This window comes from Microbacterium aquimaris, from assembly GCF_039531285.1.
Lineage (GTDB): Bacteria > Actinomycetota > Actinomycetes > Actinomycetales > Microbacteriaceae > Microbacterium > Microbacterium aquimaris.
This window is the reverse complement of sequence record NZ_BAAAPT010000001.1, coordinates 1,627,667-1,645,416: the sequence shown is the minus strand read 5'-3', so window position 1 is coordinate 1,645,416 and position 17,750 is coordinate 1,627,667. Positions and strand designations below refer to the sequence as shown.

The following is a 17,750-nucleotide window of genomic DNA, read 5'->3' as shown; positions in this document are numbered from 1 at the left end:
TCAGTCCTGCGCGTCGAGGGTCTCGGTCATCACCCGTGCGAGCTGATCGAACTCGAGCGGCTTGTTGAGCACGGCGTGTCCGAGCGAGGCGGCGCGGTTGAGCACATCGGCGCTCTGCGATGCGGTGACGAACACGACGCGCATCTTCTCGAGCCCTTCGATCGCCGGCAGGCGACGAGCCACCTCGAGGCCGTCGATTCCGGGCATCATGACATCGAGGAAGAGCAGGTTCGGCTGTTGCGCCCCGCACGCCACCAGGCCCTCCCAGCCGTCCAGCGCAGCACCGACGGTCACCGACGCGTCGACGTGTCGGGTCGCGGCACGCACGATCTCCGAGGTGACAGGGTCGTCGTCGATGACGAGCACCGACAGCTCGGCGCGGATGCCGAGGGATTCGGCGAGGTCTTCGAGCTCCCGGCGCCGTGCCGGATGCGGCTCGCTGCGGCCGCGCTCCCAGGAGTTGATGGTCGGGTAGGACACTCCGAGGCGACGGGCGAGGCCCTCCTGAGTGTCGCCGTTCGCGCCGCGGATGCGGGAGACAAGTTCGGATGTCGTGAGCACGGGATGAGCATACAAGACTTTATGAAGTTTCATGCGAGGGGTGGGCAAGAGGATCATCGATGCCGGCACCGCGCGACACGCGGACGATGTCCGGGTGTCGGAAGCCGGCAGGGGCCGCATCCGAGGGAGCGGGCGGTGGTCACATGACTGGGGGCATTCGACCCCGCGCGCTCGACCAGCGGAGGGCCCGGGCATCGCACCGGGTACCGGCATCGACGATGACGGCCGGGCGCGCCGCACGCACGCCCGGCCGGATACGCGACGACAACGGCGGGACTGCCTGATGGGGGGTTCGGCAGTGAGGCTCAAGGCCCTCCCCCTCCGTCGGTGTCCGTCACGATCTCTTCGAGCATACATAACTTTATAGCGGCTCATAGTGTCGTTGTCAGAGCTTTTCCCGAAGAGCACGACAAGATGGGGTCATGCGTCTTCTCCTCAACATCATCTGGCTCGTCCTGTCGGGCTTCTGGATGTTCCTCGCCTACCTGCTCGCGGGTGTGCTGCTGTGCATCCCGATCATCACCATCCCCTGGGCGATCGCGTCGTTCCGTGTCGGCCTCTATGCCCTCTGGCCCTTCGGCCGCACCATCGTCGACAAGCCCGGCGCCGGCGTCGGCTCCTTCCTCGGCAACGTCATCTGGGTCGTCTTCGCGGGGATCTGGCTCGCGATCGGCCACATCGCGACCGGTATCGCCATGTGCCTGACCATCATCGGTATCCCGCTCGGCATCGCCAGCTTCAAGCTCGTGCCCATCTCCCTCATGCCCCTGGGCAAGGACATCGTCGACGTCGACCAGGCGCGCGCCGTGCCGGTCGTGCGCTCCTGAGGGCGCGGCGGGGCGTCAGCGGGTGACGGTGCCGCGCGGAGGGCGCTTCAGCTGCGTCGCAAGCGCCCAGCCCGCCGCGACGAAGACCCACACGAACAGGGCGAACACGACGGCGACGTAGACCGTCCGCGACACCGGGTCCGCCCACACCGTGCTCCAAAAGCCCCCGGGACCGGCGACGGACATGGCCGAGAGCACCACGACGCAGCGACCCACCAGCGCACCGCCGGCGGCGGCGAACACCGGCCACGGCGACCTGCCCCACGCGAGAAGGCGAAGCGAGACGGCGAACACCCCCCAGGCCAGCAGGGTGACCACCAGCTCGGTGAGGGCGAGGAACGAGGCCTGCACGACGCTCGTGCCGACCAGCAGCGCGGCGGGGACGCCGAAGGTCAGCCGACGATCCAGCGGCAGCATCCCGAGCGTCGATTCACGCGCGCGCCAGGGGCGCGTCGAGGACAACCAGGTCGATCGCGCGGCGGCGGCACCGGGCCGTCGCACCAGGCGGGTCCGGGCGGCGAGCATCCCGATCACGAGCCATGCCGCGGCCAGGGCCAGCAGAACACGGGCGACCCAGGCCATGGCGGCGTCGCGTTCTGCCCGCTCCGGCGCGGTGACCGGATCGAACGACGCCTGCTCGAGGACGCCCACCCAGCGACGCAGATCGGGTTCGGGGACGACCACCGCGAAGACCGCGCCGAGCGAGAGGAGGACCAGGAGGGTGGCCACAGCGAGGATGCCTCGCCGTGCCGCCGTTGTCATGTGATCACGGTAGCCGATGCGCGGCGCCGCTCATTACCACAGCAACCCCGCCGCCGCGATGTCGGAGTTTCGAGCCGATGTCGGAGGATCCAGCCCACATCCTCCGACATCGCGCCGACTCTCCGACGCGCGGGATGCGGGCCGTCCTGGGAGCGGGTCACCGCCGGAACAGGTCCACGCCCAGGTCGGGATGATCGACGAAGACGCCGTCGACGCCGGCGTCCCTGAGCAACGCCCACTCGCCCTGCCAATCGCCCCGGGCGGCGCGGTCGAGCCCGTTGCGGAACTGCGGCGTGAGGAAGGCGTTTTCGGGACGGCAGGTCCAGGTGAACACCGACAGTCCGCGCGCGTGCGCATCCGGGATGATCCGCGAGCGATCGGTGACGCGACCCCGCGTGTCCGGTGCCAGCAGCATTCGTTTGTGCACGCTGATCCCGTCGACGGCGTCGCGCAGAGCGTCCAGCCCTTCCGGCGCGGCCAGCGAGGCATAGGTCGCGGCGTCGACGCCGTCACGCGCCACGAGATCCGCGGGTGCACCGGATGCCTCCAGCAGATACACGAACGTCGCCGACACCCCACGGGCCCGCACGTGGCCGAGGACGGTCTGCTCGAACGACTCGATCGTCAGCGGCGGCGCCCCCTGGCCCCAGCCTGCGGCACCGAGTTCGGCCGCGACCAGCTCCGCGACATCCCACCCCCGGTCCGCGAAGAACGTCGCGTGTTTGATCTCGAGGACCACGCCGACCTCTCCGCCGCCGCGCACCCGCACCAGATCGAGCACGTCGCGCAGGCGCAGCACCGGATCCCGATCGTCGTGCGCGGCACTTCCGGGGCGCAGCTTCGGCAAGCGCTCCCGACAGCGCAGGGTCGACAGCTCCCCCCACGTGAAGTCCTCGACGAACCAGCCCGACCACTGGACCCCGTCGATCAGCTTCGTGGTGCGACGGCCGGCGAACTCCGGCCGGTCGGCGACGTCCGTCGTGCCGGAGATCTCGTTCTCGTGACGGACGACCAGCACGCCGTCGCGACTGACGACCACATCCGGCTCGACCGCGTCGACACCCATCGCGAGGGCGAGTTCGTACGCGGAGCGCGAGTGCTCGGGACGATATCCGGATGCGCCACGATGGCCGATCACGAGGGGACGGGACACGTGTCCAGGCTACGGTGACCGGCCCGGCGCCCCACCGACGCGGGGACCGTTCATAGCCCTCTCACAGCCGCCCGACTCCCGCGGAATATCGCGGGTCGGTTAGTGTTGAACAGCAGCACGATGCTGTGAAACCCCGCGACTTTGGAGTGTGAGAGCAGTGGCCCTCAACAACCCCGCATTCAACAACCCGGCGTTCCAGGACTCGCGCGCGGTGCAGCGCTACCCGGGAGGTGCGAACGCCGCGAACCTGGGCGGTGCGACCTCGACCGCGCAGCGCGCAGGCACCGACGCCGCCGCCCAGGCCCACCTGGAGGGCATGTACGCCGCACCGCCGGCCGGATCGACCGACACCGGCCGCATGACCGTCGAGGACACCGTCGCCAAGACGGTCGGCCTCTTCGCGATCCTCCTGGTCGGCGCCGTCGCCGGATGGCTGTGGACGATGTCCCCGGTCACGGCGCAGAACCCCGTCCCGACCGCTCTGCCGATGATCATCGGCGGTCTGGCAGGCTTCGTCCTGTCGCTCGTGGTGATCTTCACGTCCCGCAAGAAGGTCCGCCCCGGCCTGATCTTCGCCTACGCCGCGGCGGAGGGCCTGTTCGTCGGTGGCATCTCGGCGTTCTTCGAGTTCATCTACCCGGGCATCGTCACCCAGGCCACGCTCGGCACCCTCGTGGTCGTCGGCGTCACCCTGGCACTGTTCGCCAGCGGCAAGATCCGCGCCTCGAAGCGTGCGACCAAGATCTTCCTGATCGCCATGGTCGGCTACCTCGTCTTCTCGCTGGTCAACGTGGGCCTCATGCTGTTCGGCGTCACCGACAGCGCCTTCGGCCTGCGCAGTGAAGTGACGATCTTCGGCATCCCGCTCGGGGTCATCATCGGACTGCTCGTGGTCATCATGGCCGCGTACTCGCTGGTCCTGGACTTCGACCAGATCCAGCAGGGCGTGCGCAACGGCGCACCCCGTCAGATGGGCTGGCTCGGCGGCTTCGGCATCATGGTCACCGTCGTGTGGCTCTACGTCGAGATCCTGCGCATCATCGCCATCGTGCGCGGCGGTGAGTGACCTCTCCCCGCGTCACACGGAGGGCCGTCCCGACCGGGGCGGCCCTTCGTCGTTCCCGGAACCAGAATCCGACCGCACTCTCTCGATGTCGAGCGATCATCACGAGGGTCCCTTGTCGCCGTGTGATCAGAGGAGGATCCTGGAAGGACACAGCGGGAAGGAGAACGTCATGACAACCTCCACCCTCCACCGGCTGAGCACCGCCGAGTGCTGGACCCATCTGGAGGCCGAGAGCGTCGGCCGGCTCGCGATCGTCCGAGACGACGGCGGCCCCGACCTCTTCCCCGTCAACATCGCCGCCCACGAGGGCGCGGTGTACTTCCGCACCGCGTCGGACTCCAAGGTCGTGCGTTTGACCGCGCACCCGGCCGCGGCGTTCGAAGTCGACGGACACGACGACCACGGCTGGTGGAGCGTCGTGGTCCGCGGTCATGCCGAGCGCATCGCCGATCCCACCGAGATCGAACGCAGCGGTGTCTCGCGCCTGCTCACGGCGAGCCCGCGGTACAAGCCGCACGTGTTCCGTCTCACCCCGGACGCGATCACCGGGCGCCGGTTCGAGGACCGCGACGTCGTCCGGGCCCCCACCCACACCTCCGTCGTCGACGCCCAGTCCGGTGATCCCGCCGACACGACACCGGACTCGCCGCCACACGAGCGGTATGAGGCCCCGCAGCGCATCCCGTCGCATCGGCCCTACTGACGCGCGCGGGATGACGGTCATCGCGACGATGCGCCACGCGGCCGGCGACCTGTCACGATTCGACACACTCCTGACCGTGTCGGTCGCGGCCGCTAGCGTGGGGACATCGCGGCGATCCGGGCGGCCCCGGGCGACGGTTCATACCCGATCGTGCTGCGGGTTCGACTCCCGCCGTCGCGTCTACGCCCCCGGGTAAGGCCCGCTGAGGCATCCGTACGCACCCCCGCCCAGCCCCGCCATACGCCACACTGGACGGATGCCGATCCAGCACACTGTCGTTTTCCGCCTCGCGCACGCGCCGGGTTCGTCGGAGGAGGAGGCGTTCCTCGCGGACGCGCGCACAACGCTCTCGGAGATCAGCGGCGTGGAGGAGTTCCGCGTCCACCGACAGGTGAGCGCGAAGAGCGACCTCCGACACCAGTTGTCGATGGTCTTCGCCGACGCGGAGGCGTACGCGGCCTACAACGACCATCCGGCGCACGTGGCGTTCGTGGCGCAACGCTGGATGCCCGAGGTGGCCGAGTTCCAGGAGTACGACTTCGTCGAGGCGTAGGCCGAGTTCAACCGGGCCGGCTCACTCCCATTCGATGGTCCCCGGGGGCTTGGATGTCACATCCAGCACCACACGGTTGATGTCGCGCACCTCGTTGGTGATGCGGTTGGAGATCTTCGACAGCACGTCGTACGGGAGGCGCGTCCAGTCGGCTGTCATCGCGTCTTCGCTGGAGACGGGACGCAGCACGATCGGGTGCCCGTAGGTGCGACCATCGCCCTGGACCCCGACCGACCGCACGTCGGCGAGCAGAACCACCGGGCACTGCCAGATGTCGCCGTCGAGACCGGCCTTGGTCAGCTCCTCGCGGGCGACGGCGTCGGCGTCACGCAGAATCTCCAGACGGTCGGCGGTGACCTCACCGACGATCCGGATGCCGAGACCCGGCCCCGGGAACGGCTGTCGGGAAACGATGACCTCGGGAAGCCCCAACTCGCGTCCGATCGCGCGCACCTCGTCCTTGAACAGCGTGCGCAGCGGTTCGACGAGCTCGAACTGCAGATCTTCGGGGAGGCCGCCCACGTTGTGGTGGCTCTTGATGTTCGCGGTGCCCGACCCGCCACCGGACTCGACGACGTCCGGGTACAGGGTTCCCTGGACGAGGAAACGGATGGGCTCCCCCTCCGCCTCGGCCTCGGCGATCAAATCGGCCTGCGCCTTCTCGAACGACCGGATGAACTCGCGCCCGATGATCTTGCGCTTCTGCTCGGGGTCGCTCACGCCCGCCAGGGCGGTCAGGAACTGCTCGCGCGCGTCGACGGTGACCAAGCGGACGCCCGTGGAGGCGACGTAGTCCTGCTCCACCTGCTCGCGCTCCCCCTTGCGGAGAAGTCCGTGGTCGACGAACACGGCGACGAGCTGGTCGCCGACGGCCTCGTGGACCAGCGCCGTGGAGACGGCCGAATCGACGCCGCCCGACAGCGCGGACAGGACGCGACCGGAGCCCACCTGCGCGCGGATCTTCTCGACCTGCTCCGCGATGACGTTTCCGCTGTTCCAGTCGGCGGGAAGGCCGGCGGCCTTGTGCAGGAAGTTCTCCAGCACGGCCTGACCGTGGTCGGAGTGCTTGACCTCCGGGTGCCACTGCACGCCGTACAGGCGCCGTTCGTCGCTGCCGAACGCGGCCACCGGCGTCGCCTCGGTCGAGGCGAGCACCTCGAACCCCTCGGGGGCGCGGGAGACCTGGTCGCCGTGGCTCATCCACACGTTCTGGGTCGCGGGCTGACCGCCCAACAACACCCCGCCATCACCGGCGAGCGCCGCATCCGTCGCCCCGTACTCGCGCAGACCGGTGTTGGCGACCTCGCCGCCCAGCGCCCGGGCCATCACCTGGAAGCCGTAGCAGATACCGAGGGTCGGCACCCCGAGCTCGAACACGCCCGGGTCGAGGGAGGGCGCACCGTCCTCGTAGACCGATGACGGCCCGCCCGAAAGGATGATGCCGAGCGGCTTGCGGGCGGCGATCTCCGCCGCGGTCGCGGTGTGCGGCACGATTTCGCTGTAGACGCCGGCCTCCCGCACGCGGCGGGCGATCAGCTGGGCGTATTGGGCACCGAAGTCCACGACGAGGACCGGGCGGAACTCGGTGTCACCCTCGAGTGCGGGGCTCGCCTCGGAGCCGTCGAACGTGTCGGTCCGGTCGATGTGGTCGGGGGAATCTGTCACCGGTGGTTCTCCGTCGGGATCTCGTGGGTCAGCGTCGAATGGGCGGCGTGGGTGTGAAGTTCTTCGTCCTCCCGGCGGCGCAGGTACTCCTTCACCTCGCGGGCGACGCGGGCCTCCATGAAGAAGGACAGCAGCGGGACGATACCGCCGAGAGCGAGGGTGAGGAACCGTCCGAACGGCCACCGCATCAGGCTCCAGATGCGGAAGCACGCGAACAGGTAGACCACGTAGAACCAGCCGTGCGCCACGAGGATGAACAGCGAGATGTTCAGGCCGTCGCCGGTGGAGATCATCTCGCACTCGTTGGTCATCGGGGCGAACAGGGACCACCACTGGCAGTCCGCGCCCGGGATGACGGTCGCGAACCACAGCGCCCCGCCGGATCCTCCGGCGAACAGCTCCACGTGCAACGGCGTGTACTTGAGGAGCATCTCGGCGACCAGCAGCAGCAGGCCAACGCCGGTGATGATCGACGCCACCTGGTAGAACGTCAGGGCGCCGCGGATCGCCGGGAACGAGGAGAGTTTGGGGGCGCGCGGCATGGGTCGATTCTAGTCGTCGCGCCTGAACGCCCGATCCGCGCTACGCGGCCGCGGCGTCCTCGATGTCCTCGACCTCCTTCTCCCACGCGTCTCGCGAGAGGCGGTACCACATGTAGAACGCGAAGCCCGCGAATACGGCCCATTCGGCGGCGTAGAAGATGTTCAGCCAGTTGACACCCGATCCCAGGTCCGGAGGACGCGTGGTGATGTCGTCGAGGGTGCCGGATGCGGTCTCCGCCACCAGGTACGGACGGTAGACCTCGAGGTCTTCGATGTCGCTCCACCGGCTCAACAGGGCCGCGGGCGACATGCGGGTCTGGGTGAACGGGTCGACGCTCGGCGACGGCGGGACCGGGCCTTCGTCGGAGATGAGGCGCCCGGTGACGGCGAGGGCCGCGGCATCGGCATCCCGGGCGGCCGCGTCGGCCGAGAGCTGCTCGAGGGCCGCGAAGGCCTCCTCCTCGGTGGCCGCCCACCCGACCGCGACCGCGATCGAGGTCGGGTCCTCCGCGGTGGCGAGCCGGAACTGTCCGGTGACCCAGTAGCCTTCGACGCCGTCGTTGTAGCGCGAGGAGACCACGACGAAGTCGTCGGCCACAAACCCCCCGGTGACCGTCACGCGCTGCCCCACGAGCGGTTCCGGCAGGTACTCCCCCGGTTGCACGACCTCGTCGATGGGCTGCACCTGCTCGGTGGCGCCCTCCGGGAGGGGCTGCATGTCGACCGCGCGCGACAACTGCCATTGGCCGAGCCACGCGAACACCCCCGCGACGACCAGGCACAGGGCGAGCACGCCGAGCCAGCGCGGGCGCAGCATCACTTCACGTAGCGTCGGCGGGAAGACCTCAGGTGGCACCGGGTCGGGCTCGGGCGTGGTCATCCGGCGTGGTAGGGCGCGACGACGACTTCGCAGCGCTGGAATTCCTTGAGGTCGGAGTAGCCGGTGGTGGCCATCGACTTCTTCAGCGCGCCGATGAGGTTCACCGTGCCGTCGGCGACCGGCGCCGGCCCGTACAGCACCGACTCGAGCGTCGCGAGCTGGTTGACGGCCACGCGGCGTCCGCGCGGGAGCTTCGGGTGGTGGGCCTCCGGGCCCCAGTGGTAACCGAGCCCCGGCGCATCGGTCGCGCGCGCGAGGGCGACACCGAGCATGACGGCGTCCGCGCCCATCGCGAGCGCCTTGACGATGTCCCCCGACGTGCCCACACCACCGTCGGCGATCACGTGCACGTACCGTCCGCCCGACTCGTCGAGGTAGTCGCGGCGGGCGCCGGCGACATCGGCGACGGCGGTCGCCATCGGGGCGTGGATACCCAGGGTCGCGCGTGTCGACGAGCTGGCACCGCCTCCGAAGCCGACGAGCACGCCGGCCGCGCCGGTGCGCATGAGGTGGAGCGCGGCGGTGTAGGTGGCGGCACCGCCGACGATGACCGGGACATCCAGGTCGTAGATGAACTTCTTGAGGTTCAGCGGGGCCGAGACGGAGGAGACGTGCTCGGCCGACACGGTGGTGCCGCGGATGACGAACAGGTCGACACCGGCGGCGACGACCGTTTCGTAGAGCTCTTGCGTGCGCTGTGGGGTGAGCGAGCCGGCGACGGTGACGCCTGCGGCGCGGATCTCGGCGAGCCGGTCACGCACGAGCTCGGGTTTGATCGGCTCGGCGTACAGTTCCTGCATGCGGCGTGTGGCCTGCTCGTCCGGCAGCGACGCGATCTCGGCCAGCAGCGGCTCGGGGTCGTCGTAGCGGGTCCACAGGCCCTCGAGGTCGAGCACGCCCAGACCACCCAGCTGGCCGAGCATGATCGCCGTCTTGGGGCTGACCACGGAGTCCATCGGAGCGCCGAGGACGGGGATGTCGAAGTGGAACGCGTCGATCGTCCACGCGGTCGAGACGTCTTCCGGGTTGCGCGTGCGGCGTGAGGGGACCACGGCGAGGTCGTCGAACGTGTACGCGCGGCGGGCGCGCTTGGCGCGGCCGATCTCGATCTCCATGCTCACCGGGCCAGCCTACCCGGGCCACCCGACACCCGCCGCGCCCCGTGCCCGCATCCCCGCACACCATCCCCGCACGCCGATGTCGGAAGATCGCGCCGATGTCGGAGGATTCAGCCTCGATCCTCCGACTTCCGCACGACTCTCCGACATCGAGACGTCATGGGCGCGGGCCAGGCCGCGGGGTGTGCGCCTACCGCTTGTAGTTGGGCGCCTCGACGAGGATCTGCACGTCGTGCGGGTGCGACTCCTTCAGCCCGGCCGAGGTGATCCGCACGAACCGGCCCTTGGCGCGCAGCTCGTCGATGGTGCGCGCGCCGACGTAGAACATCGACTGCCGCAGTCCCCCGACCAGCTGATACGCGACGGCCGAGACGGGGCCTCGATAGGCGACCTGACCCTCGATCCCCTCGGGGATCAGCTTGTCGTCGTTGGGCACGTCGGCCTGGAAGTACCGGTCTTTGGAGTAGGAGGTCTTCTTGCCCCGCGTCTGCAGGGCACCCAGGGACCCCATGCCGCGGTACAGCTTGAACTGCTTGCCGCCCTGGAACACGACCTCACCCGGTGACTCATCGGTCCCGGCCAGGAGCGAGCCGACCATGACGCTCTCGGCACCGGCGACCAACGCTTTGGCGATGTCGCCGGAGTACTGCAGCCCGCCGTCGGCGATCACCGGGACACCCGCCTCGCGTGCGGCCAGCGACGCCTCGTAGATCGCGGTCACCTGCGGCACGCCGACCCCCGCGACGATGCGCGTGGTGCAGATGGATCCGGGACCGACACCGACCTTGACGGCGTCGACGCCGGCGTCGATGAGCGCCTGGGCGCCCTCTCGGGTCGCGACGTTGCCGCCGATGACGTCGATGTGGTCGAACGAGGAGTCGCTCTTGATGCGGCGGACCATGTCGATCACACCGGCGGACTGTCCGTTCGCGGTGTCGACGACCACGACGTCGACACCCGCGTCGCGCAGTGCCTCGGCGCGCTCCCACGCGTCACCGAAGAAGCCGATGGCGGCGCCGACGCGGAGGCGCCCGTGCTCGTCCTTGGTGGCCAGCGGGTACTTCTCGCTCTTGTCGAAGTCCTTGATCGTGATCAGGCCGGCGAGCCGGCCGTCGTCGTCGATGAGCGGCAGCTTCTCGACGCGATGCTCGGCGAACAGCGCGATGACCTCGTTCGCGCCGATCCCCACCTTCGCCGTGACCAGACCGTCGCGGGTCATGACGTCTTTGACCCGCGTGGTCTGACGTTCGAAACCTGAGACGAAGCGCATGTCACGGTTCGTGACGATGCCCACGAGCCGTCCGTCGTCGTCGACGACCGGAAGGCCCGAGATACGGTATTGCGCGCACAGTCCGTCGACCTCTTCGATCGTCGCCTCGGGAGTCGTCGTGATCGGATCGGTGATCATTCCCGACTCGCTGCGCTTGACGCGGTCGACCATCGCGGCCTGATCTGCGATGGAGAGGTTGCGGTGGATGATCCCGATGCCCCCTTCGCGCGCGATGGCGATCGCCAGACGGGTTTCGGTGACGGTGTCCATGGCCGCCGAGATCAGCGGCGTCGCAACGGTGATCCGACGGGTCACCCGACTGGAGGTGTCGGCTTCGCTGGGGATGACGTCGGTGTGTCCCGGCAGAAGCAGGACATCGTCGTAGGTCAGTCCGACGAAGCCGAAGGGGTCGTGGTGCTCCATGGGTCCTCCTGCGCCGTCACGGTGGGGCGCGTGCAGATCGGGGATGTCGACGGCCGAGGCGAAAAGCCGGCGTGTCGATTCTAAGGCGCGCGAGCCGTGAAACATTCCCCGCCCTTTACGAGGTCGGGAGGTCCGATGGCAAGGGGTTGCGGGAGCGCTCTCCCGGATCGAGACCGAAATGAGATTCAGGCCACGAATGTGTTGTTGGCCTGAAACAACGGCGACACATTACGCTCGTACCGTCGATCATCACAGCCGATGCGACCTGAAGCTTCGGCGCGCTGATGTGCCGAACTGGGAGGTTCAGTGAGTCCTTCGACCACGATCGAGACGCCCCGATCGCGCCTGCGTGCGCTCTCGGTCGTCCTCGGCCTGATGTTGGCGCTGCTGGGTGTTCTCGCGGCGACGCCGGCGAACGCGGCCGAAGGCGATCCGTATCGCATCAGCGGAAACGTCCAACTCGACGGGCAGCCGCTGCCGGGAGTCGTCCTCATCGTCGACGGCCCCGGGGGCGCGCAGGAGGTCGAGACCGACGAGAACGGTCAGTGGAGCGTGCAGGTCCCCGAGCGTGGCGACGAGAACGAGTACACCGTCACCCTCGACGAGAACACCCTCCCCGACGGGGTCGCGGTCGTCGACCCCGAAGACGACACCCCGAACGTGTTGGAGGTCGTCATCGGCCCCGGCGGCTTCGTCGCGGTGAACTTCTTCATCGGAGAGGGCGAGCGCAGCGTCACGAGCTTCTTCGACCAGCTCGTCCAGCGTGTCGTGCAAGGCATCAGCTTCGGCTTGATGCTCGCCTTGGCCGCCGTCGGCCTCACCCTCGTGTACGGCACGACAGGCATCTCGAACTTCGCCCACGGCGAGATGGTCACCTTCGGGGCGATCGTGGCGTTCGTGCTGGTCGGGCCCGCGAGCCTCGCCCTCCCGTGGTGGCTCGGCTACCCGCTGGCGGTCGTCCTCAGCGCGGCGCTCGGGCTCGTGATGGACATGGCCCTGTGGCGTCCCCTCCGCCGGCGCCGGGTCGGCGTGGTCCAGCTGATGATCGTCAGCATCGGACTGTCTCTGGCCCTGCGCTACACCTTCCAGTTCTTCATCGGCGGAGGCACGGCGCAGCTGCCGGGTGCCTCTGCGCCGAAGATCGAGTTGTTCGGCGCCGTGCAGATGAGCGCCATCGATCTGGCGTCGATCTGCATCTCCATCGCCGTGATCGTGATCTTCGCGCTGTGGCTGACCCGATCCCGCATCGGCAAGGCGACACGGGCCATCTCCGACAACCCGTCACTGGCGGCCGCGTCGGGGATCGACGTCGATCACGTGGTCCGCGTCGTCTGGGTGATGGCCGCGGCCCTGGCGGGCCTTGCCGGCATCCTCTACGCCTATTACCGACCGGGCATCCGGTGGGACATGGGCGCGCAGCTGCTGCTGCTGATGTTCGCCGCGGTCGTCCTCGGCGGTCTCGGCACCGCATACGGCGCCCTCATCGGCGCCCTGATCGTCGGCATCGTCGTCGAGGCGTCGAGTCTGTGGATCCCCGCGGACCTGAAGTTCGCCAGCGGATTGTTCATCCTCATCGTGATCCTGCTGTTCCGACCACAGGGGATCCTCGGTCGACGCGAGAGAATAGGTTAGGCGCGGACAATGGACTGGCTTCAGATCCTCTCCAACTCGGCAAGCTCGATCCTGAGCCCGGCCACCATCGGCTACGCGCTGGCGGCTCTGGGCTTGGCGATGCACTTCGGCTACGGCGGCCTGATCAACATGGGCATCGCGGGCTTCATGGCCATCGGCGCCTACGGCTACGCCATTTCGGTCCTCACCTTCGGGCTCCCGTGGTGGCTCGCGGCGATCCTGGGCCTCGTGGCCGCGGCGGTCTTCGCGCTCATCCTCGGCATCCCGACGTTGCGGCTGCGGGGCGACTACCTCGCCATCGTGACGATCGCCGCCGCAGAGGTGGTGCGCCTGCTGTTCCTCACGACGGCATTCGACGACGTCACGGGCTCGGCCGACGGCCTCAGCGGGTATCACGCCAGCTTCCGCGCGTCGAACCCGATCCCCGACGGGGAATACGGCTTCGGCCCCTGGATCTACAACGAGACCCAGTGGTGGGTGCGCATCATGGGCCTGTTGACCCTCGCGTTCGCGGTCCTGGTCGTGTGGATGCTCACGCACAGCCCGTGGGGGCGCGCCCTGAAGGGCATCCGCGAAGATGAGGACGCCGTGCGGTCGCTCGGAAAGAACGTCTTCGCCTACAAGATGCAGACCCTCGTGCTCGGCGGGGTCATCGCCGCCGCCGGTGGAATCGTCTACGCCCTCCCGGCGGCGATCAGTCCCGGCGTCTACGTCACCTCGTTGACGTTCTTCGTGTGGACCGCGCTCCTGCTGGGTGGTGCGGCCACCGTGTTCGGTCCGCTCCTCGGGTCGCTCATCTTCTGGGTGCTGCAGACCTTCCTCTCCAACGTCCTTCCCGCGATGGCCTCGGCCGGTCTGCTGTTCGGCATGTCGTCCATCCAAGCGGCGACCTTGCGCTTCATCCTCGTGGGCGTGGCCCTCATGCTGCTGGTGATCTTCATGCCGCAGGGCCTGCTCGGCAACAAGAAGGAGCTGACCTTTGTCAAGTGAAACGCCGGCGAACGCCGAGCCGAGCACCGCGACCTCCCCCACGCCGCGCCCGAAGACCACGGGCCTGCACAAGGGAGAGGCCGGACCCGGTTGCGCCAAGGTCGACCCGATCATCGTCGCCGACAACGTCCGCCGCTCCTTCGGTGGCGTCCACGCCGTCGACGTCGACCACCTCGAGGTCCCCCGCGGGGCGATCACCGCACTCATCGGCCCGAACGGTGCCGGCAAGACGACCCTGTTCAATCTGCTCACCGGGTTCGACAAACCCGACGAGGGAACCTGGAGCTACGACGGACGCGACCTGGCGGGCGTGCCGGCGTACAAGGTCTCTCGCATGGGCCTGGTGCGCACCTTCCAGTTGACGAAAGCCCTCGGGCTGTTGACCGTGCTGGACAACATGAAGCTCGGCGCGACCGGACAGCGGGGCGAGAGCTTCTGGGGCGGCCTGTTCCCACCCTTGTGGCGCAAGCAGGACAAAGACATCGAGACCCGCGCGATGCAGATCTTGAAGAAGTTCAAGCTCGACACCAAGTCGTCGGACTTCGCCGCGAGCCTGTCGGGCGGTCAGCGCAAGCTCCTCGAGATGGCCCGCTCGCTCATGACCGAGCCGACCCTGGTCATGCTCGACGAGCCGATGGCCGGCGTGAACCCGGCCCTGACCGAGTCGCTGCTCGACCACATCCTCGACCTGAAGGACGAGGGGATGACGGTGCTGTTCGTCGAGCACGACATGCACATGGTGCGGCACATCGCCGACTGGGTGGTGGTCATGGCCGAGGGCAAGATCGTCGCGGAGGGCGACCCTTACGCGGTGATGAAGGACCCCGCCGTGATCGACGCCTACCTCGGCGCCCACCAGGACGTCGACCTCGGCGAGGTGACCGGTCGCATCCCGGTCCAGGGCGACGGGGTCGCCGCTCCCGCGTTGTCGAAGGCCGAGATCGAAGCCGAAGCCGAAGCCGAGCTCGCGGCCGAAGAAGCCGCCCGGAAGTCGAAGCGGCGCCATGACGAGGAGGACGCGCGATGAGCACCCCCACCACCACGGGAACCACCGTCGTGTCCGTTCAGGACGTGCACGCCGGCTATCTTCCGGGCGTCAACATCCTCAACGGGTGCAACCTCGTCGCCGAACAGGGCGAGCTGATCGGCATCATCGGCCCCAACGGCGCGGGCAAGTCCACGCTGCTGAAGGCGATCTTCGGCCAGGTGAACATCCGCAGCGGGACCGTCACCCTCGAAGGCGACGACATCACGGGTCTCAAGGCGAACCGGCTCGTCGCGCGCGGGGTCGGGTTCATCCCGCAGACCAACAACGTCTTCCCCTCGCTGACGATCGAGGAGAATCTGCAGATGGGGCTGTACCAGCGCCCGTCCGCCTACGCGGAGCGGCTCGAGTTCGTCACGGGGATCTTCGCCGAGCTCGGCAAGCGGCTGAAGCAGCGCGCCGGGTCGCTGTCCGGCGGCGAGCGCCAGATGGTCGCGATGAGCCGTGCGCTCATGATGGATCCGAAGGTGCTGCTGCTCGATGAGCCGTCGGCGGGTCTGTCGCCGGTGCGACAGGACGAGGCCTTCATCCGCGTCTCCGAGATCAACAAGGCGGGCGTGACCTGCATCATGGTCGAGCAGAACGCCCGCCGTTGTCTGCAGATCTGCGACCGCGGGTACGTGCTCGATCAGGGACGCGACGCGTACACCGGTTCGGGGCGGGACCTGCTGAACGACCCGAAGGTCACCGAGCTCTACCTCGGCAGTCTCGGCGCCTGATCCCTCGCCCCCTCCACCGGGTCCGGACCGGCACGGACAGGGGTAGGGTCGGCGCCATGAGCGATGATGCACACCTGGATCTGGGCGCCTTCTCCCTGAGCCTGACCGTCCGCGATCTGGCCGTCTCGACGGCGTTCTACGAGCAGTTGGGCTTCGAGGCATTCGGCGGCGACACCGACGCGGGATGGCGGATGCTCCGCAGCGGGTCGACGGTGATCGGCCTGTTTCAGGGGATGTTCGACCGCAACATCCTCACCTTCACACCCGGGTGGTCGGCCGACGGTCCCACCGAAGGGGCTTTCACGGATGTGCGCGACCTGCAACGGTCGCTGCGCGAGCGGGGCGTGGAGGTCGTCGACGTCGCCGACGAGACCGGTGACGGGCCGGCGAGCTTCACGGTCGTGGATCCGGACGGCAACCCGATCCTCGTCGACCAGCACGTGCCGCGCCCTGACCCCGGCGTCTGATCCGCACGCCGGCCGGGGAACGGGGAAGACCCCGGGAGCCGAGGCTCCCGGGGTCTTCCGTGGGTGGCGGGGCTCAGCCCTGCCAGGCGCCGTAGGTGTTGTCGTCGCCGTACTCGTAGATGCCGATCGACGCCTCGGTCGGGTCGCCGACCTCGTCGAAGGTGATCGGACCCGAGACTCCGTCGTAGTCGGCCGTGCCGCCGGCCACGATGATGTCGGCGCACTCGGCGTACGAGGTGCAGGTCTCACCGTCGCCCGAGCCACCGGAGACTTCCTGCAGCGCGGCGGCCATGTCGGCCGGGTCGGTCGAGCCCGACGCGAGCGAGGCGAGGGCCAGCAGCACGGTGGCGTCGTAGGACTCCGCCGCGTAGCTGTACTCCTCGAGCGGGTCCGAGCCCTCGGCCTCGAGGAAGGCGTCCAACTCACCGGTGAACTGACCGAGCGTGTCGATCGAGAGACCGGGCAGTGTGCCCTTCGCGCCGGTGAGCGAGCCCTCGGGGAACTCGTCGCCGAAGTTCGACAGGTTGCCGTCGACGAAGTACATGCTCTCCGCGGGGAACTGACCGAACAGGCTCGGCAGGATCGTGGTGATCTCCTCGAAGGTGATCAGGGCGATCGCGTCGGGGTCCGCCGCGAGCACCTCATTGATCTGCGCGTCGAAGGTCGTGTCACCCGTGTTGTAGGTCGGCGCGGCGACGACCTCGCCGCCGGCAGCCTCGAAGGCCTCCGTGACGTAGCCGGCAAGGCCGGTGCCGTACGAGTCGTTCAAGACGATCATGCCGAGGGTCTGCGCGCCGTCGGCCGCGATCAGGTTGCCGAGAACCTCGCCCTGCAGCACGTCGGACGGAGCGGTGCGGAAATACAGACCGCCGTCGTCATAGGTCGTGAACGCGTCGGAGGTGTTGGCCGGCGAGAACTGGATGACGCCGGCACCGGTGACCTGGTCGATGAACTGCAGGGAGACACCGGACGAGGCCGCACCGATGATCGCGGAGACGTCCTCGCCGAGCAGGCGGGGGATCTCGGTCTCGTAGGCCTTGTTGTCGGTGTCGCCCGAGTCGCCGTAGACGACGTCGATGCTCAGGCCCGTGGTGTCCGAGACCTCGTTGATCTGCGAGGCGGCGTAGGCCACACCCGCTTCTTCAGGCGGTCCGAGGAACGCCAGGTTTCCCGTCTGCGGAAGCGCCGTTCCGATGGTCAGGGTCATGTCCTCGACGGGACCGGCAGCGTCGCCGCTGTCTCCGCTGTCGTCACTCCCCCCGGCACAACCCGCCAGGACGAGAGCGCTCACACCGACGACGGCCAGGCCGCCGAGAGTGGTCGCGCGCGAACGTGTGATGACGCTCATGTTGCTCCTTGCTGTGTGTGATTTGC

At 68.6% G+C, this 17,750-nt stretch carries 18 protein-coding genes and 1 tRNA gene; 10 read left to right on the top strand and 9 right to left on the bottom strand.

Annotated features, from left to right (window positions below; genetic code table 11):
* On the bottom strand, positions 1-561 hold the full coding sequence (locus ABD204_RS07570; RefSeq protein WP_194424017.1) for a response regulator: 561 nt from the start codon (positions 559-561) through the stop codon (positions 1-3).
* Between the two features lie 422 nt (positions 562-983).
* On the opposite strand from ABD204_RS07570, the gene ABD204_RS07565 reads away from it, so the two are divergent.
* A complete protein-coding gene (locus ABD204_RS07565) occupies positions 984-1,388 on the top strand; it encodes a YccF domain-containing protein (protein ID WP_194424016.1) in 405 nt (134 codons plus the stop codon).
* 15 nt (positions 1,389-1,403) lie between these two features.
* On the opposite strand, the gene ABD204_RS07560 is transcribed toward ABD204_RS07565, so the two are convergent.
* Both ABD204_RS07560 and ABD204_RS07555 read right to left on the bottom strand, forming a co-directional pair.
* On the bottom strand, positions 1,404-2,150 hold the full coding sequence (locus tag ABD204_RS07560) for a hypothetical protein (protein WP_194424015.1): 747 nt from the start codon (positions 2,148-2,150) through the stop codon (positions 1,404-1,406).
* Positions 2,151-2,307: 157 nt separating this feature from the next.
* Positions 2,308-3,303, bottom strand: a complete 996-nt coding sequence (locus ABD204_RS07555; RefSeq protein ID WP_194424014.1) for a glycerophosphodiester phosphodiesterase family protein — start codon at positions 3,301-3,303, stop codon at positions 2,308-2,310.
* Positions 3,304-3,460: 157 nt separating this feature from the next.
* Between ABD204_RS07555 and ABD204_RS07550 the strand changes: the two genes are divergently transcribed.
* The 4 genes from ABD204_RS07550 (at position 3,461) to ABD204_RS07535 (ending at position 5,625) form a co-directional block, all read left to right on the top strand.
* The gene (locus tag ABD204_RS07550; protein ID WP_194424013.1) at positions 3,461-4,369 is read left to right on the top strand and encodes a Bax inhibitor-1/YccA family protein; all 909 of its coding nucleotides are present in this window, start codon (positions 3,461-3,463) and stop codon (positions 4,367-4,369) included.
* A gap of 169 nt (positions 4,370-4,538) precedes the next feature.
* Positions 4,539-5,072, top strand: a complete 534-nt coding sequence (locus tag ABD204_RS07545; protein ID WP_194424012.1) for a pyridoxamine 5'-phosphate oxidase family protein — start codon at positions 4,539-4,541, stop codon at positions 5,070-5,072.
* 107 nt (positions 5,073-5,179) lie between these two features.
* Positions 5,180-5,252: transfer RNA gene (locus ABD204_RS07540), tRNA-Met, on the top strand.
* Positions 5,253-5,328: 76 nt separating this feature from the next.
* Positions 5,329-5,625: a Dabb family protein gene (locus tag ABD204_RS07535; protein WP_194424011.1), complete on the top strand. Its 297-nt coding sequence runs from the start codon at positions 5,329-5,331 to the stop codon at positions 5,623-5,625.
* Between the two features lie 21 nt (positions 5,626-5,646).
* Here ABD204_RS07535 and guaA read toward each other — a convergent pair whose 3' ends face one another.
* The 5 genes from guaA to guaB all read right to left on the bottom strand — a co-directional run bounded on the left by guaA (position 5,647) and on the right by guaB (position 11,523).
* The gene (gene guaA / locus ABD204_RS07530) at positions 5,647-7,269 is read right to left on the bottom strand and encodes a glutamine-hydrolyzing GMP synthase (RefSeq protein ID WP_457809948.1); all 1,623 of its coding nucleotides are present in this window, start codon (positions 7,267-7,269) and stop codon (positions 5,647-5,649) included.
* 17 nt (positions 7,270-7,286) lie between these two features.
* On the bottom strand, positions 7,287-7,832 hold the full coding sequence (locus ABD204_RS07525; protein WP_194424010.1) for a DUF3817 domain-containing protein: 546 nt from the start codon (positions 7,830-7,832) through the stop codon (positions 7,287-7,289).
* Between the two features lie 40 nt (positions 7,833-7,872).
* Positions 7,873-8,649, bottom strand: a complete 777-nt coding sequence (locus ABD204_RS07520; RefSeq protein ID WP_194424288.1) for an SURF1 family protein — start codon at positions 8,647-8,649, stop codon at positions 7,873-7,875.
* A gap of 59 nt (positions 8,650-8,708) precedes the next feature.
* Positions 8,709-9,827: a GuaB3 family IMP dehydrogenase-related protein gene (locus tag ABD204_RS07515; protein ID WP_194424287.1), complete on the bottom strand. Its 1,119-nt coding sequence runs from the start codon at positions 9,825-9,827 to the stop codon at positions 8,709-8,711.
* Between the two features lie 193 nt (positions 9,828-10,020).
* Positions 10,021-11,523: an IMP dehydrogenase gene (guaB, locus tag ABD204_RS07510; RefSeq protein WP_194424009.1), complete on the bottom strand. Its 1,503-nt coding sequence runs from the start codon at positions 11,521-11,523 to the stop codon at positions 10,021-10,023.
* A 375-nt stretch (positions 11,524-11,898) separates the two neighbouring features.
* On the opposite strand from guaB, the gene ABD204_RS07505 reads away from it, so the two are divergent.
* From ABD204_RS07505 to ABD204_RS07485, 5 genes are read left to right on the top strand one after another with little or no spacing between them, the layout of a single operon-like run.
* Positions 11,899-13,155: an ABC transporter permease subunit gene (locus ABD204_RS07505; protein WP_194424286.1), complete on the top strand. Its 1,257-nt coding sequence runs from the start codon at positions 11,899-11,901 to the stop codon at positions 13,153-13,155.
* Positions 13,156-13,164: 9 nt separating this feature from the next.
* Positions 13,165-14,145, top strand: a complete 981-nt coding sequence (locus tag ABD204_RS07500; RefSeq protein WP_194424008.1) for a branched-chain amino acid ABC transporter permease — start codon at positions 13,165-13,167, stop codon at positions 14,143-14,145.
* Complete coding sequence (locus ABD204_RS07495) at positions 14,135-15,172, top strand: ABC transporter ATP-binding protein (protein ID WP_194424007.1); 1,038 nt, start codon at positions 14,135-14,137, stop codon at positions 15,170-15,172. The genes ABD204_RS07500 and ABD204_RS07495 overlap by 11 nt, the downstream gene beginning before the upstream one ends.
* A complete protein-coding gene (locus tag ABD204_RS07490) occupies positions 15,169-15,909 on the top strand; it encodes an ABC transporter ATP-binding protein (RefSeq protein ID WP_194424006.1) in 741 nt (246 codons plus the stop codon). Before ABD204_RS07495 ends, ABD204_RS07490 begins: the two co-directional genes overlap by 4 nt.
* A 56-nt stretch (positions 15,910-15,965) precedes the next feature.
* Positions 15,966-16,376 carry a VOC family protein gene (locus ABD204_RS07485; RefSeq protein WP_241747790.1) on the top strand — a complete coding sequence of 137 codons (411 nt, stop codon included), beginning with the start codon at positions 15,966-15,968 and terminating at the stop codon, positions 16,374-16,376.
* A gap of 73 nt (positions 16,377-16,449) precedes the next feature.
* Here the strand turns inward: ABD204_RS07485 and ABD204_RS07480 are convergent, their stop codons facing one another.
* Entirely contained in the window at positions 16,450-17,724 is a 1,275-nt protein-coding gene (locus ABD204_RS07480) for an ABC transporter substrate-binding protein (RefSeq protein WP_194424005.1), read from the bottom strand.
* Positions 17,725-17,750 lie beyond the last annotated feature (26 nt).

Excerpts from the sequence above, each read along its gene's own strand:
- ABD204_RS07560 (WP_194424015.1), bottom strand. The coding sequence starts at position 2,150 with ATGACAACGGCGGCACGGCGAGGCATCCTCGCTGTGGCCACCCTCCTG.
- ABD204_RS07525 (WP_194424010.1), bottom strand. The coding sequence starts at position 7,832 with ATGCCGCGCGCCCCCAAACTCTCCTCGTTCCCGGCGATCCGCGGCGCC.
- ABD204_RS07545 (WP_194424012.1), top strand. The coding sequence starts at position 4,539 with ATGACAACCTCCACCCTCCACCGGCTGAGCACCGCCGAGTGCTGGACC.
- ABD204_RS07480 (WP_194424005.1), bottom strand. The coding sequence starts at position 17,724 with ATGAGCGTCATCACACGTTCGCGCGCGACCACTCTCGGCGGCCTGGCC.
- guaB (WP_194424009.1), bottom strand. The coding sequence starts at position 11,523 with ATGGAGCACCACGACCCCTTCGGCTTCGTCGGACTGACCTACGACGAT.
- ABD204_RS07520 (WP_194424288.1), bottom strand. The coding sequence starts at position 8,649 with ATGCTGCGCCCGCGCTGGCTCGGCGTGCTCGCCCTGTGCCTGGTCGTC.
- ABD204_RS07535 (WP_194424011.1), top strand. The coding sequence starts at position 5,329 with ATGCCGATCCAGCACACTGTCGTTTTCCGCCTCGCGCACGCGCCGGGT.
- ABD204_RS07490 (WP_194424006.1), top strand. The coding sequence starts at position 15,169 with ATGAGCACCCCCACCACCACGGGAACCACCGTCGTGTCCGTTCAGGAC.
- ABD204_RS07500 (WP_194424008.1), top strand. The coding sequence starts at position 13,165 with ATGGACTGGCTTCAGATCCTCTCCAACTCGGCAAGCTCGATCCTGAGC.
- ABD204_RS07485 (WP_241747790.1), top strand. The coding sequence starts at position 15,966 with ATGAGCGATGATGCACACCTGGATCTGGGCGCCTTCTCCCTGAGCCTG.
- ABD204_RS07565 (WP_194424016.1), top strand. The coding sequence starts at position 984 with ATGCGTCTTCTCCTCAACATCATCTGGCTCGTCCTGTCGGGCTTCTGG.
- ABD204_RS07515 (WP_194424287.1), bottom strand. The coding sequence starts at position 9,827 with ATGGAGATCGAGATCGGCCGCGCCAAGCGCGCCCGCCGCGCGTACACG.
- ABD204_RS07505 (WP_194424286.1), top strand. The coding sequence starts at position 11,899 with ATGTTGGCGCTGCTGGGTGTTCTCGCGGCGACGCCGGCGAACGCGGCC.